The organism is Rhodopseudomonas sp. RCAM05734 (assembly GCF_052658035.1).
Map to the genome: position 1 here is coordinate 5,602,339 of NZ_CP199742.1, position 15,629 is coordinate 5,617,967.

A 15,629-nucleotide genomic window follows, 5' to 3' on the forward strand; every position below is an offset into this window, starting at 1 on the left:
ACTGTCATCACCCGCGAAAGCGGGTGATCCAGCATGCGGCAGTGCTGCCGCCAAATCTCGGGCGCCGTGGAATACTGGGTCGCCCGCCTTCGCGGGCAATGACACCGAGCTTGTGGAAGCGACTCCGTCACTTACTAACCCAAGATAGCAAACGCCAAGGTGATCGATGACCGTGCAAAATAACCCCTCCGACGGCAGCAACGATCCCCTGCTCTGGCTCGAGGATATCGAGGGCCCGCGCGCAGTGGCCTGGGTCGAGGCGCAGAACGCCGCCACCGATGCCGCTTTGTGCGACGACGCCTATCGCGCGGATTGCGATGCAGCGCTGGCCATCCTCAATGCCGATGGCCGGATCCCGTTCGTCGCCAGATCCGGCGACCACCTGTACAATTTCTGGAAGGACGCGCAGCATCCGCGCGGGCTGTGGCGCCGGACCACGCTGGAAAGCTATCGCGCCGACGCGCCTGAATGGGATGTGCTGCTCGACATCGACGCGCTGAACGCGGCGGAAGGCATTTCCTGGGCCTTTGCCGGCGCAGCGCGTTCGCCGGACAAGTCGACGGCGCTGATCAGCCTGTCGTTCAACGGTACCGACGCCGTCGAGGTCCGCGAATTCGACATCGCCACGAAGAGTTTTGTCGCCGGCGGCTTTCATCTTCCGAAAGCAAAGTCGCGCGCCAGTTGGCTGGACCAAGATACGCTGCTGTTCGGCAGCGCGTTCGATGCCGAAGATTCCACTGAAGCCGGCTATTCGCGGCTGGTGCGCGAGTGGAGACGTGGCACGCCGCTGCAATCGGCCGAGGTCGTCTTCACGGCCGAGAAGCAGGACGTCGCGGCATGGTTCGGCGTCAACCGCCGCCCCACCCATCAACGTGTGATGTACTGGCGCGCGCTGGATTTCATGCGCTCGCACGTCTTCGTCGAGCAGACCCATGGCCCGTTTGCCGGCCAGCGCATCCAGCTCGATCTGCCGGACCAGATCTCGATCTCCGCCGACGCCTCCGACCTGCTGCTCAGCCCAAAGGAGGACTGGCAGGTCGGCGAGATGACGATCCCCGCCGGCGCGCTGGCCGTGATCGACTTCGATCGCTTCCTGTCGGGCGCGCGCGACTTCGACATCGTGTTTCAGCCTTCGCCGACGCGGGCGCTGCAATCCTTCGTCGAAACCCGCCACGGCCTGATGCTGGAAATCCTCGACAACGTCCGCGGCCGCATCGCGCTGGCGACGCGCACCGATGACGGCTGGATCGAAACCGAGGTGCCGGGCCTGCCGGACAACGCGTCGATCTCCGTGGGCAATTTCGGCGGCGAGGACGATCCCGATCTCGGCACCGACGTGCTGTTCACCATCACCGGATTCGACCGCCCGACCACGTTGTGGCTGTGGGACGGCCGCGGCGCGCCGGAACAGCTCAAGCACGCGCCCGAGTCGTTCAATTCCGACGGCATCGAGGTCAAGCAATGCCACGCCGTCGCTGCGGACGGCACGAAGATTCCCTACTTCCTGATCGGCAAGAACCTTGCCGACCCCGGCACGGCGCGCCCGACCATTCTCTACGGCTATGGCGGCTTCGAAGTATCGCTGACGCCGTCCTATCTCGGCATCATCGGCAGACTATGGCTCGAACACGGCAACGTCTACGCGCTGGCGAATATCCGCGGCGGCGGCGAATTCGGCCCCGGCTGGCATCTCGCCGCACTGAAAGAGACAAAACACGTTGCCCACGATGACTTTGCCAGCGTCGCGCGCGACCTCGTGGCGTCAGGCGTGACCACCACGGCAAAGCTCGCCTGCCACGGCGGCAGCAATGGCGGCCTGCTGGTCGGCAACATGCTGACGCGCTATCCGGAATTGTTCGGTGCGATCTGGTGCAGCGTGCCGCTGCTCGACATGGCGCGCTACACCAAGCTGCTGGCCGGACAGAGCTGGATCGCCGAATACGGCGATCCGGACATCGCCGAGGAATGGACCTATCTGCAGAAATTCTCGCCCTATCATCTGATCGCGCCGGGCAAGACCTATCCGCCGATCTTCGTCACCACCAATCGCACCGACGACCGCGTCCATCCCGGCCACGCCCGCAAGATGGCCGCGGCGCTGCAGGCACTCGGATACACCGCCTATTTCAACGAGACCGTCGTCGGCGGCCACTCCGGCGCGGTGGACAACACCAAGCAGGCGCAGAGCCAGGCGCTGGGCTTTGCGTTCTTGCGAAAGACCATCGGTGCGGCATGACGCGAGTCACGCGTTCGTTATAACGGGTGGCTCGACAGTCCCGGGAAAAAGAAGGAATTATGCAAGCCCGATGCAGCATGGGTGATCGACGACGGCGTGGAGCGAGGGTGAACATGACCACACGTGGGCGTTCAATTTTTGCCATCACGACCTTGACGCCGCTGAATATGCTCTGGCTCGGTCTTGCAGCCAGCAGCGTCGTTGCCCAGACGGCAATGCCCGATGCTGTCGCCGCGCCAAACGAGACCCAGATCGCCAAATTCCACGCTGAAGGCGCGCAAGTCTACGAGTGCAAGGCAGATAATTCGGGCAAGCTCGCCTGGGCTTTTCGCGAGCCTATCGCCACGCTGATAAGCGATAGCAAGACTGTCGGGCGGCACTATGCCGGACCGACCTGGGAATACAGCGACGGCAGCGCCGTGATCGGCAAGGTCGCCGGCAGTGCGCCGGGAAACACCGCGAAGGACATTCCCTGGCTGAAACTGGACGCCGCCGCCCATCGTGGCAGCGGAATCCTGAGCGGCGTCACGACGGTGCAACGCATTAACACCGTAGGCGGCACGCTTACCGGCGCGTGCGGCACGGCGGGCGCGTTCCAGAGCGAGCCTTATTCGGCAGATTACGTTTTTCTACGCAAGAGCTGACCCGGACTGACCTCGGTCGTCGATCAAGGGCGGACTTGCTCCGAGAACAGAATTGCTTCGTTCTTACGCGGAGGCCGCGGCGCCCGCACCGATCTGCGCCAGCATCGCCTTGGCGATTTCCTGTTCGCCCATGATCACCACATTGGCGCCGTGATGCCTGAGATGCGCGATCTCTTCTTCGGAATGGGCACGCGCGATGATCGGCAGTGTCGGACTGAGCGCGCGGGCCTTGGCGACGATCTGGCCGCCTTCGAAAGCGTCAGGGATCGCGACCAGCAGACCGCGTGCGGCTGTGATATTGGCAGCCTGCAGCATGTCGGGTGCGGCGGCGTTGCCGGTGATCACCTCGATGCCTTCCTTGTGCAGCCGCTCCACCGCGCCCGGCGTATCCTCGATCACCAGCATCGACGCGTTGGCGGCCTGCAGCGCCTTGCTGATGACGCTGCCAACCCGGCCGTGTCCGACCAGCACGATATGGCCGGTGAGCGTCGTCGCGGGCAACGGCACCCGCGGCGCTGCCGGCGCACTGCTCTGCCGTCCCGCCACCGCGGCAGCCTTGGCATCAGGCTTGGCATCGCGGTCGGCCAGAATGCGGTCCAGCAGCGCGAACAGCAGCGGATTCAGCATGATCGAGATGATGGCGCCGGCCAGCACCAGATCGCGGCCACGGTCCGGCAGCAGGCCGAGACCGACGCCGAGGCTGACGAGGATGAAGGAGAACTCGCCGATCTGTGCAAGGCTGGCGGAGATCGTCAGCGCCGTCGATGTCGGATAGCCGAACATCCGCACGATCCCGAAGGCCGCGAGCGACTTGCCCCCGACGATGATCAGCACCGTGACCAGCAGCGGCAGCGGCTCGCGCACGATGATGGCCGGATCGACCAGCATGCCGACGGACACGAAGAACAGCACCGCGAAGGCATCGCGCAACGGCAGGGTCTCGTTGGCGGCACGCTGGCTGAGTTCGGATTCGCTGAGGATCATGCCTGCGAAGAATGCACCGAGCGCGAAAGAGACGTCGAAGACGATCGCCGCACCGAATGCCACGCCGAGCGATATCGCGAACACCGCAAGGCGAAACAACTCCCGCGATCCGGTATGCGCCACATAGTGCAGCAGCATCGGAATCAGTCGTCGTCCCACCACCAGCATGAACACCACGAAACCGACTACCTTGCCGAGGGTGATCAGCACGGGCATGGCCACATCTGCCAGGCTCGCGCCATTGCCGGCCTCGCCCTTCAGCAGCCCGGCCAGCGCGGGCAACAGCACCAGCGTCAGCACCATCGCGAGATCCTCGACGATCAGCCAGCCGATGGCGATGCGGCCGCGCTCGCTATCCACCAGCCGCCGTTCCTGCAACGCGCGGAGCAGGACGACGGTCGAGGCCACCGAGAGCGCCAGGCCGAACACCAACCCGCCACCGATCGGCCAGCCAAGCGCCGTGCCGAGTCCGATGCCGAGCAAGGTCGCGACTCCGATCTGCACGATGGCGCCGGGAATCGCGATGTTCTTCACCGACAGCAGATCTTTCAGGGAGAAATGCAGGCCGACGCCGAACATCAGCAGGATGATGCCGATTTCAGCCAGTTCGTTGGCGATGTTCTGGTCGGCAACGTAACCGGGCGTGAAAGGACCCATCAGCACGCCGGCGACGAGATAGCCGACCAGAGGGGAAACGCGGATGCGCTGCGCGATGGTGCCGAGGATGAAAGCCAGTACGAGACCGACGACGACGGTGGAGATCAACGGTGTATTATGTTCCATGCCGCATTTTGCCGCATCGTGTCGGCTGATGCCACCCTAGTGGCGGCTACCCATCGCCGCAGCAGCGTCAGCGCCGCACTGTCACAAATTCGACTCGTCCACGTTGGACTGCATAGCATGGGCGATTTCCTCCGCGGCAATGTCGCCCTTCTGGGCGTCCGGTGTATCGGCCAGCCGCGCCTCGGCCGTCTGCTCGATATGCGCCGCCAGCGCCGGCACCCGCGCGATCAGCGCGTGAAAATCCTGCGCATCGAGCACCAGGAGCCGCGTCTTTCGGGTGGCAGTGACGGTGCCACTGCGATTGCTGCGCCTGAGCAAGGCGATCTCGCCGAAGAACGCGCCTTCCGCCAGCCGGACGCGCTGGGTCGGCAATTCGATCTCGACCTCGCCCGCTGTGATGAAATACATCGACGTGGCCTGCTCGCCGCGACGGACCAGAATCTCGTCCGCCTCGATGGTCTGCGCGCGCAGCAGCCGCATGATGTCGGCAATCTCCACAGCACCGAGGTGCGAGAAAAGCGGCACCCGCGCCAGCATGCTCCAGGTGACGACGAAGTCGCGGCGATGCACCTCGTCGGCAAAGGCGCGGGCGATGATCGCCACTGGCAGCGCGATCATGACCAGCCCGCCGACGATGGCGAACACCGAGACCAGCCGGCCCAGCGCCGTGGCCGGCACCACGTCGCCGTAGCCGACAGTGCCCAGGGTCACGATCGCCCACCACATGGCGGCGGGAATGTTGCCGAACTTGTCCGGCTGCACATCGTGCTCGATGGCATAGAGCAAGGAGGCAAACAGCAGCACCGCGCCGGTCAGGATCACCAGGCAGCCGAACAGCGCACGACGCTCGGACTGCAGCGCCGCCAGCAGCGAGCGCATCGCCGGCGAATAGCGCACCAGCTTGAGGAAGGGCAGCATGCCGCACAACACCATGGTCGCCCGGTCGGCGAAGACCATGGCGATCCATGACGGCACGAAAGCCAAGAGGTCGATGATGCCGAGGCTGCTGAAGATGTATTCCAGCCGCAGCCGCGTCGGGCTGATGCCGCGCCGCGGCGCGTCGGCGACGACACTCCACAACCGCGCCAGATACTCCAGAGTGTAGATCAGCAGGGCGGCGCCATCCACCAGCGTCAGGACGTGGCCGAACCGCGCGTCGATCTCCGGCACCGAAATCAGGATCATCGCCAGCACGTCGATGACGATGATCGCGACGATGACGCGCACCAGCCGCATGCCTGGCGAATGCGGCAGGTGGTCGTGCTCAAGCAGTTGGAAAAGCCGTCCGCGGAAGTCCGGAGCGCGTGGCGTCGTCCTGCCCGGAACGGTTTTCAACGCTCTATCCAACCATTGCTTTTTCGATGGCTTCGAGCGCGGCGCCGGCCTGGGCACCGTCGGGGCCGCCGGCCTGCGCCATGTCCGGCTTGCCGCCGCCGCCCTTGCCGCCGAGCACTTCCGAGGCCTTGCGCACCAGATCGACCGCCGAGAACCGCGCGACCAGATCCGGCGTCACGCCGACCACGACGCTGGCCTTGCCGTCCTCGCTGGTCGCGATCAGCGCCACCACGCCGGAGCCGAGCTCCTTCTTGCCCTGATCGACCAGGCTCTTCAGATCCTTGATCTCGATGCCTTCGACCGCGCGTGCCATCAGCTTGACGCCGGCGACGTCGCGCACGCCCACCGGACCGGCCGCAGCCGTGCCTGCCGCTGCGCCGCCGCCCATCGCCAATTTCTTGCGCGCGTCAGCCAGATCGCGCTCCAACCGCTTGCGCTCGTCCATCAGCGCGGCGATGCGCGCCGGCATCTCTTCGACGGTGGCGCGCAATTCACCGGCAGCAGTCTTCGCCAGCTGCATGGTGGCGTTGGCATGATGCCGCGCATGGTTGCCGGTCAGCGCCTCGATGCGGCGCACGCCGGAGGACACCGCGCTCTCGGCGGTGATCGAGATCATGCCGATGTCGCCGGTGCGCCGCACATGAGTGCCGCCGCACAGTTCGACCGACCAGCCGAGCGCATTGCTGCCGCTCTCGCGCGCGGTCTTGCCCATGGACACGACGCGAACCTCGTCGCCGTACTTCTCTCCGAACAGCGCACGCGCGCCGGCATCGCGGGCCTCGTCGACGCCCATCAACCGCGTGGTGACCTCGTCATTCTCCAGCACGATATCGTTGGCGATGTCCTCGACGCGGCGCAGTTCATCGGCCGTGATCGGCTTCTGGTGCACGAAGTCGAAGCGCAGCCGGTCCGGCGCCACCAGCGAGCCGCGCTGGGCGATGTGATCGCCGAGCACTTGGCGCAGCGCCTCGTGCAGCAGATGGGTGCCGGAGTGATTGGCACGGATCGACGAGCGGCGGGCGTGATCGACTTCCAGCAGCAAAGCGGTGCCGGTTTTGAGGGTGCCGCGCTCGACGGTGCCGATATGCACGAACAGATCGCCGGCGCGCTTCTGCGTGTCGGTGACGTGGAACACCACGCCCTCGCCTGCCATCATGCCGAGATCGCCGACCTGGCCGCCGGACTCCGCATAGAACGGGGTCTGGTTGAGCACGATGGCGCCGGTTTCGCCGGCCTTCAGCTCGGTGACTTCAGCGCCGTCCTTGACCAGGGCACTGACGACGCCTTCGGCGGTCTCGGTCTCGTAGCCCAGGAACTCGGTGGCGCCGAGCTTCTCGCGCAGACCGAACCAGATCGTCTCGGCTGCCGTCTCGCCGGAGGAGAAGCGCGAGGCACGGGCCTTGGCCTTCTGTTGCTCCATCGCATCGGTGAAGGACGCGATGTCCACCGAGATGCCGCGGTTGCGCAGCGCGTCCTGGGTGAGATCGAGCGGGAAGCCATAGGTGTCATACAGCGTGAATGCGGTCTCGCCGTCGAACATGTCGCCCTTTTTCAGGGTCGAGCTCTTGTCGTCGAGAATGGTCAGGCCGCGATCCAGCGTCTTGCGGAAGCGCGTCTCTTCGAGGCGCAGCGTTTCTTCGATGGTCTTTTCCGCGCGCACCAGTTCGGGATAGGCCTGGCCCATCTCGCGCACCAATGCCCACACCAGCCGCCACATCAGCGGCTCCTTGGCGCCGAGCAGTTGCCCGTGGCGCATGGCGCGGCGCATGATCCGGCGCAGCACGTAGCCGCGGCCTTCATTGGACGGCAGCACGCCATCGGCAATCAGGAACGACGACGCGCGCAGATGGTCGGCGATGACGCGCAGCGACGCCTTCATCGGCCCCTGCGGATCGGCGCCGGTGAGATCCGCAATGGCGCGGATCAGCGAGACGAACAGGTCGATATCGTAATTGTCGTGCTTGCCCTGCAGCACCGCGGCAATGCGCTCAAGTCCCATGCCGGTGTCGATCGACGGCTTCGGCAGCGACAGACGGTTGCCCGGCGCGATCTGGTCGAACTGCATGAACACGAGATTCCAGATCTCGATGAAGCGATCGCCGTCCTCGTCCAGCGAACCGGGAGGGCCGCCGGAAATCTTGTCGCCGTGGTCGAAGAAAATTTCCGAACACGGGCCGCACGGGCCGGTGTCGCCCATCTGCCAGAAATTGTCCGAGGTCGGGATCCGGATGATCTTGGAATCCGGCAGGCCGATCTTCTTCCACAGGTCGAACGCCTCGTCGTCCTCGGAAAACACCGTGACCAGCAGGCGGTCCTTGGCCAAGCCGTATTCTTTGGTGATCAGGTTCCATGCGAGCTCGATGGCGCGTTCCTTGAAATAATCGCCGAACGAGAAATTGCCGAGCATTTCGAAGAAGGTGTGGTGGCGCGCGGTATAACCGACATTGTCGAGGTCGTTGTGCTTGCCGCCGGCGCGGACGCATTTCTGCGAGGTGGTGGCGCGGTGGTAGGGGCGCTTCTCGACGCCGGTAAAGACGTTCTTGAACTGCACCATGCCGGCATTGGTGAACATCAGCGTCGGATCGTTGCGCGGTACCAGCGGCGACGACGGCACGATCTCGTGGCCGTTATCCGCAAAATAATTCAGAAATGCCGACCTGATCTCGTTGACGCCGCTCATATCAGTCCCAATCGCACCTAAAATCGGCCTTGATCCTGCCCAAGGCGGTTAATTCCGACCGCCTGCTTTTAGACGGGGGGGCTGGCCCTGTCCAGAAACTGTGCAGAAGATCACCTAGGTAGATCATGGGCTTGCCGCACCGGCTCAGGGATGCAGCAAGATCCGTTGATAGTTGCTGCGGCTGCGTTGACAATGTCCGAGCCGTCGTGTTTTCCTCCGCGGCGTTGAGTGACGTCACGTCGGGAGAGATCGGCCGAGTTCTTTGAACGAGGCCGGCGCCGAAGGAGCAACCGCCCCGGAAACTCTCAGGCAAACGGACCGCGTGACGGCGAACATCTGGAAAGAGACACCGCCGAGCCCGAACGGGTTGTGGTGTCCGCCGACGGGATAATACTCTCAGGCACAGCGACAGATGGGGCTTCGGCAGGTTTTCGGGAATGGTCCCGGAAAGCCGCGAGGGGCCCCTATGCTTGTGCGTGATGAATCCACTTCCTTGAAACAGACCCCGCTGCATGCGCTGCATGTGGCCCGCGGCGGCAAGATGGTGCCGTTCGCCGGCTATGATATGCCGGTGCAATACGCTACCGGCGTGCTCAAGGAACATCTCCACACCCGCACCCATGCCGGGCTGTTCGACGTCTCCCATATGGGGCAGATCGAGTTGCGGGCGAAATCCGGCAAGGTCGAGGACGCGGCCCTGGCGCTTGAAAAGCTTGTGCCGCAGGACATCCTAGCGTTGCCACCCGGCCGCCAGCGCTACGCCCAGTTCACCAACGAGGCCGGCGGCATCCTCGACGACCTGATGGTGGCAAATTTCGGCGATCACCTGTTCCTGGTCGTCAACGCCGCCTGCAAGACCGAGGACGAGGCGCATCTGCGCGCGCATCTCTCCGACACCTGCATCATCACCGCCCTACCCGACCGCGCGCTGATCGCGCTGCAGGGGCCGAAGGCCGAAGCGATACTCGCAAAGTTCTGCCCGGAAGCGGCTGCCATGCGCTTCATGGACGCAGGGCCTCACGCGGTGAATGGCATCGCCTGCTTCGTGTCACGCTCCGGCTATACCGGCGAGGACGGCTACGAGATCTCCGTGCCGGAGGACCAGGCTGAAGCGCTGGCTAGCGCCCTGCTCGACGGCGAAGAGGTCTGGCCGATCGGGCTCGGCGCCCGCGACAGCCTGCGGCTGGAAGGCGGCATGTGCCTGTACGGCCACGACATCGACACCGCAACCACGCCGGTGGAAGGCGCGCTGGAGTGGTCGATGCAGAAGAGCCGCAGGACCGGCGGCGCGCGCGCCGGCGGCTTTGCCGGCGCCGATGTCATTCTCGCGCAGCTCGACAGCGGCGCGTCGCGCCGCCGCGTCGGCCTGCGCCCCGAGGGCCGCGCCCCGGTGCGCGAGGGCGCCGCCCTGTTCGCCGAGGCCACATCCCAGGACCAGATCGGCAAGGTGACCTCCGGCGGCTTCGGCCCCAGCGCCGGCACACCGGTGGCTATGGGCTATCTGCCCACCACGCTGGCCGCGACCGACACCCTCGTCTTTGCCGAACTGCGCGGCCAGCGGATGCCGCTGCGGGTCTGCGCCCTGCCCTTCATTCCCGCCAGCTACAAGCGCTAAGGATCGTCCAGATGACCACCCTCTACACCGAAGACCACGAGTGGCTGAAAATCGACGGCGACGTCGCCACCGTCGGCATCACGGACTTCGCCCAGTCGCAGCTCGGCGATGTCGTGTTCGTGGAGTTGCCGAAGATCGGCCGCGCCCTGAAGAAGGCCGAGGCAGCCGCCGTGGTCGAGTCCGTCAAGGCGGCCTCCGACGTCTATGCGCCGCTCACCGGCGAGGTACTCGAAGTCAACACGGCGCTGGCCGACGAGCCTGCGCTGGTCAATTCCGACGCCGCCGGCAAGGCCTGGTTCTTCAAGCTGAAGATCGCGGACAAGAGCGAGCTCGACGGGCTGATGGACGAAGCCGCCTACCAGACCCATACGGCGTAGTCGTCATGTCCGGCGCATGCCGGGCATCCACGTCTTGCTGCCGTGAAGACGTGGATGACCGGGACAAGCCCAGCCATGACCAACGTTTCGAATTGATTTGAGGACAAGCAGATGACCCCGCGCAGCAAAGCTTCCGCCGACATCGCCACCGATTTCGCCCGCCGCCACGTCGGGCCGTCGCCGTCGGATATCGACGCCATGCTGGCCACCGTCGGCGCGACGTCGCTGACCGCGCTGATGGACGAGACGCTGCCGGCATCGATCCGGCAGAAGGCGCCGCTCGACCTCGGCACGCCGCTGTCGGAGACCGAGGCGCTGGCCCACATGACGGAACTGGCCGCGCAGAACAAGGTGTTCACCTCGCTGATCGGCCAAGGCTATTCCGGCACCATCCTGCCCACGGTAATCCAGCGCAACATCCTGGAAAATCCAGCCTGGTACACGGCCTATACGCCGTACCAGCCGGAGATCAGCCAGGGCCGGCTGGAAGCGCTGTTCAATTTCCAGACCATGATCTGCGACCTTACCGGACTCGACGTCGCCAATGCCTCGCTGCTCGACGAGGCCACCGCCGCCGCCGAAGCCATGGCACTGGCGGAGCGCTCGTCTTCCGTCTCGACGAAGACGTTCTTCGTCGACCATGAGGTGCATCCGCAGACCCTGGCGGTGCTGCGCACCCGCGCCGAGCCGCTCGGCTGGACATTGCAGGTCGGCGATCCGCTCACCGATCTCGAGAAGGCCGAGGTGTTCGGCGGTCTGCTGCAATATCCCGGCACGTCCGGCGTGGTGCGCGACCTGCGCGGCGCCGTCACGGCGCTGCGTGCCAAGGGCGCGCTGGCCATCGTCGCTGCCGACCTGCTGGCGCTGACCTTGCTGGCCTCGCCGGGCGAACTCGGCGCCGACATCGCAATCGGTTCGGCGCAGCGTTTCGGCGTGCCGATGGGCTATGGCGGGCCGCACGCCGCCTATATGGCGGTGCGCGACGCGCTGAAGCGCCTGATGCCCGGTCGCCTGGTTGGCCTGTCGATCGATTCGCGCGGCGAGCCCGCCTATCGACTCGCGCTGCAGACGCGCGAGCAACACATCCGCCGCGAGAAGGCGACCTCGAACATCTGCACCGCACAGGTGCTGCTGGCGGTGATCGCCTCGATGTACGCAGTCTATCACGGACCGGAAGGGCTCACGCTTATCGCGCGCACCACGCATCGCCGGACCGCAGTGCTTGCGGCCGGCCTGAAGATGCTCGGCTTCCCCCCGGACAGCGACACGTTCTTCGATACCATCACGGTGAACGTCGGTGACAAGCAGGACAGCATCGTCGCCCGCGCGCTGGACGAGAAGATCAATCTGCGAATCGGCGACCGGACACTCGGCATCGCGCTCGACGAGACCACCACCGACGCTTTGGTGGAAGCGCTGTGGCGCGCTTTCGGCGGCGCGCTTGTCTATGCGGAGGTTGCCGCAGGCGTGCGCGACGCGCTGCCGGCGCCTTTGAAACGGACCAGCCCGTTCCTCACCCATCCGGTATTCCACGCCCATCGTTCGGAAACCGAACTGCTGCGCTACATGCGAAAACTCAGCGACCGCGATCTGGCGCTCGACCGCGCCATGATCCCGCTGGGCTCCTGCACTATGAAGCTCAATGCCACCACCGAGATGATCCCGCTGACCTGGCCGGGCTTTGCCAGCCTGCATCCGTTGGTCCCCGACGACCAGGCGGCCGGCTATCATCGGCTGTTCGCAACGCTGCAGAAATGGCTGTGCGCCATCACCGGCTATGACGCAGTATCGCTGCAGCCGAACTCCGGCGCCCAGGGCGAATATGCCGGGCTGCTGGCGATCCGCGGCTATCACGCCGCGCGCGGCGACAGCCACCGCACCATCTGCCTGATCCCCTCCTCCGCGCACGGCACCAATCCGGCCTCGGCCAGCATGGCCGGCATGGAGGTGGTGGTGGTCGCCTGCGACAAGCGCGGCGACGTTGACGTCGCGGATCTGCGCGTCAAGGCCGAGAAGCATGCGGCGAATCTTGCCGCGATCATGATCACCTATCCCTCCACCCATGGCGTATTCGAGGAGCACATCCGCGAGATCTGCGACATCGTCCATGGCCATGGCGGCCAGGTCTATCTCGACGGCGCCAACATGAATGCCCAGGTCGGGCTGTCGCGGCCGGGCGACTACGGCGCCGATGTCAGCCATCTCAACCTGCACAAGACCTTCTGCATTCCCCATGGCGGCGGCGGCCCGGGCATGGGACCGATCGGCGTGCGCGCGCATCTCGCCTCGTTCCTGCCCGGCCATCCCGCGGCGGACGGCCACGCCGCCGTGGGACCGGTGTCGGCGGCGCCCTATGGCTCGGCGTCGATCCTGACCATCTCCTATATCTACATCGCGATGATGGGCGGTGCGGGCCTCACCCGCGCCACCGAAATCGCCATCCTCAATGCCAACTACATCGCAGCACGGCTCGATCCGCATTTTCCGGTGCTGTACAAGAATGCCCGCGGTCGCGTCGCCCATGAATGCATCGTCGATCCCCGCGCGGTGAAGACGTCGGCCGGCGTCACCGTCGACGACATCGCCAAACGGCTGATCGACTATGGCTTCCATGCCCCAACGATGAGTTTTCCAGTGGTCGGAACGCTGATGATCGAGCCGACAGAGTCGGAATCCAAGAGCGAGATCGACCGCTTCTGCGACGCCATGATCGCCATCCGCCAGGAGATCTCCGAGATCGAGTCAGGCCGCTGCAAGGTGGAGGCCTCGCCGCTGCGTCATGCTCCGCACACCGTGCACGACATCGCTGCCGACGACTGGGCGCGCGCCTATACGCGGGCGGAAGGCTGCTTCCCGGCAGGCTCCGCGCGGACCGACAAGTACTGGTGCCCGGTGGGCCGCGTCGACAACGTCTATGGCGACCGCAACCTGGTGTGCTCGTGCCCGCCCACGGAAGACTACGCCGAGGCGGCGGAGTAGTCGGGGCACTCACGCGTGCCCCGGATGCTGCGCAACGCGCTGCCTGACGATGCGAAGCATCGTTGGGCAGAGTGGTGCGCTACTGATCCGGGGCCAATGCTCATTCTTCTTTGAAATGGCTCCCGGACCTGCGGAGCAGCGTTTCGGCGAGGCTGCGCCTTTCTCACGCTGCACCGCGTCCGGGACACGGAATCAAATCAGACAGACAAATGCAAAAAGCCTCGGCCGATTATACGGCCGAGGCTTTCGCATTCATCACCAGCGAACGGACGTTGGCGTCAATCGCGCCTTGCCAAACCTCACTCGTCCGCCGGCTCTTCGCCTTCGGCGTCGCGCTCCGGCGAGCCGGCCAGGATCTGCTCGGCGATCAGGCCGGAATTCTGCCGGATCGAGGCTTCGATCTTGGCGGTCATTTCCGGATTGGCCTTGAGGAAGGCTTTTGAGTTTTCGCGGCCCTGACCGAGCCGCTGGCTGTCATAGGAGAACCAGGCGCCGGACTTCTCGACGATCCCGGCCTTGACGCCGAGATCGAGGATCTCGCCCATCTTGGAGACGCCCTCGCCATACATGATGTCGAATTCGACCTGCTTGAACGGCGGCGCCAGCTTGTTCTTGACGACCTTGACGCGGGTCTGGTTGCCCACCACCTCGTCGCGCTCCTTGATGGCGCCGATGCGGCGGATATCGAGGCGGACCGAGGCGTAGAATTTCAGCGCGTTGCCGCCGGTGGTGGTTTCCGGCGAGCCGTACATCACGCCGATCTTCATGCGGATCTGGTTGATGAAGATGACCATCGTGTTGGACTTGTTGATGGAGGCGGTCAGCTTGCGCAGCGCCTGGCTCATCAGACGGGCCTGCAGGCCGGGCAATGCGTCGCCCATCTCGCCTTCGAGCTCGGCGCGCGGCACCAGCGCCGCCACCGAATCGATCACCAGCACGTCGACGGCGCCGGAGCGCACCAGGGTGTCGCAGATCTCCAGCGCTTGCTCGCCGGTATCCGGCTGCGAGATCAGGAGTTCGTCGATGTTGACGCCGAGCTTGCGGGCATAGACCGGGTCGAGCGCGTGTTCGGCGTCGATGAAGGCGCAGATGCCGCCCTTCTTCTGGCCTTCGGCCACCGTGTGCAGCGCCAGCGTGGTCTTGCCCGAGGATTCCGGCCCGTAGATTTCCACCACCCGGCCGCGCGGCAGGCCGCCGACGCCGAGGGCGATGTCCAGTCCCAGCGAGCCCGACGAGATCGTCTCGATATCCATCGAGCGATCGTTCTTGCCGAGCTTCATTACCGAGCCCTTGCCGAACTGGCGCTCGATCTGCGAGAGCGCGGCCGACAGGGCCTTGGTCTTGTCCATCGAGGATCCTTCAACGATACGCAGGGCGGTCGGGGTCGAGGCCATGATCTAGCTCCTTATGGACGGGATTCGCTGATGGGACAAACGTGCAGCATCTTCTGATCTGTTGGAACCAATGTACCCCATTCGTTCTCTGTTCGCAATATGTTCTCGAAATAATTTCGGTACTGGCCTGTTTCCGGCCTCAGTGGCCTAGTTTGAAAATGGCAGTGGCCTGACATGCTTCAAGTCGGGGGCGCCTTCCATCGGCACCTTCTTTGCGCCAACGCACTCGGCGGGGCTGTAGCGGCGTTCATCGCCCTTCCCGTGCGAGGGGCCGTAAATCTTCACAAGCTGGGCATAGTCGATATAGGGGCCGAACGTCTGCCCAACGGCATCGATGTAGGAGCGCCACCCATCCGTGGTGAGCTGCATGCGGGTCTTAACGCGGTCCCGCAGATCTTCCATCAATTCGAACGCCGAGTCCGCGTCCCGGTTGCCAACCGTCCATGAGATCATGAGCTTGCTATCGGCATCCAATGCGGTCCAGGTCCAGAGATCGCCGGCACCGTCCGGGGCAGCCTTGGCACCCTTCACGTTCTTGTTCTTGGCGTAGCAGAAGCTCCAGATTTCATCGCACTGCACCCGCTGCGACTGCAGAGGCGGGG

General features: G+C 64.9%; 9 protein-coding genes, 1 pseudogene and 2 riboswitches. Of the genes and pseudogenes, 5 read left to right on the forward strand and 5 right to left on the reverse strand.

The genetic code is table 11. The features are described 5' to 3' along the window. Window positions 1-166 precede the first annotated feature (166 nt). Both ACUXVA_RS26755 and ACUXVA_RS26760 read left to right on the forward strand, forming a co-directional pair. Window positions 167-2,236, forward strand: a complete 2,070-nt coding sequence (locus ACUXVA_RS26755) for a prolyl oligopeptidase family serine peptidase (protein WP_445489155.1) — start codon at window positions 167-169, stop codon at window positions 2,234-2,236. A 167-nt stretch (window positions 2,237-2,403) separates the two neighbouring features. Continuing rightward, entirely contained in the window at window positions 2,404-2,880 is a 477-nt protein-coding gene (locus ACUXVA_RS26760) for a DUF3455 domain-containing protein (protein ID WP_445493359.1), read from the forward strand. Between the two features lie 63 nt (window positions 2,881-2,943). On the opposite strand, the gene ybaL is transcribed toward ACUXVA_RS26760, so the two are convergent. The 3 genes from ybaL to alaS all read right to left on the reverse strand — a co-directional run bounded on the left by ybaL (window position 2,944) and on the right by alaS (window position 8,662). Continuing rightward, window positions 2,944-4,647: a YbaL family putative K(+) efflux transporter gene (ybaL, locus tag ACUXVA_RS26765; RefSeq protein ID WP_445489157.1), complete on the reverse strand. Its 1,704-nt coding sequence runs from the start codon at window positions 4,645-4,647 to the stop codon at window positions 2,944-2,946. Between the two features lie 81 nt (window positions 4,648-4,728). Further along, window positions 4,729-5,982, reverse strand: coding sequence for a cyclic nucleotide-gated ion channel (locus ACUXVA_RS26770; protein ID WP_445489159.1), 1,254 nt, complete (start codon window positions 5,980-5,982; stop codon window positions 4,729-4,731). Window positions 5,983-5,986: 4 nt separating this feature from the next. Next, window positions 5,987-8,662, reverse strand: coding sequence for an alanine--tRNA ligase (gene alaS / locus ACUXVA_RS26775; RefSeq protein ID WP_445489161.1), 2,676 nt, complete (start codon window positions 8,660-8,662; stop codon window positions 5,987-5,989). Window positions 8,663-8,891: 229 nt separating this feature from the next. Then, a riboswitch (glycine riboswitch) is annotated at window positions 8,892-8,993 on the forward strand. 2 nt (window positions 8,994-8,995) lie between these two features. Then, window positions 8,996-9,077: riboswitch (glycine riboswitch) on the forward strand. A 51-nt stretch (window positions 9,078-9,128) separates the two neighbouring features. Between alaS and gcvT the strand changes: the two genes are divergently transcribed. From gcvT to gcvP, 3 genes are all read left to right on the forward strand, one after another. Further along, window positions 9,129-10,277 carry a glycine cleavage system aminomethyltransferase GcvT gene (gcvT, locus tag ACUXVA_RS26780; protein ID WP_445489163.1) on the forward strand — a complete coding sequence of 383 codons (1,149 nt, stop codon included), beginning with the start codon at window positions 9,129-9,131 and terminating at the stop codon, window positions 10,275-10,277. Window positions 10,278-10,288: 11 nt separating this feature from the next. After that, window positions 10,289-10,654 (forward strand): glycine cleavage system protein GcvH, encoded by a 366-nt coding sequence (gene gcvH / locus ACUXVA_RS26785; RefSeq protein WP_265082892.1) that lies wholly within the window; start codon window positions 10,289-10,291, stop codon window positions 10,652-10,654. Window positions 10,655-10,765: 111 nt separating this feature from the next. After that, window positions 10,766-13,633, forward strand: a complete 2,868-nt coding sequence (gcvP, locus tag ACUXVA_RS26790) for an aminomethyl-transferring glycine dehydrogenase (RefSeq protein ID WP_445489165.1) — start codon at window positions 10,766-10,768, stop codon at window positions 13,631-13,633. Window positions 13,634-13,932: 299 nt separating this feature from the next. On the opposite strand, the gene recA is transcribed toward gcvP, so the two are convergent. Next, the gene (recA, locus tag ACUXVA_RS26795; RefSeq protein WP_265082890.1) at window positions 13,933-15,027 is read right to left on the reverse strand and encodes a recombinase RecA; all 1,095 of its coding nucleotides are present in this window, start codon (window positions 15,025-15,027) and stop codon (window positions 13,933-13,935) included. Window positions 15,028-15,198: 171 nt separating this feature from the next. Continuing rightward, window positions 15,199-15,615 (reverse strand): annotated as a pseudogene (locus ACUXVA_RS26800) (IS1 family transposase); the annotation flags it as partial. Between the last annotated feature and the right edge of the window lie 14 nt (window positions 15,616-15,629).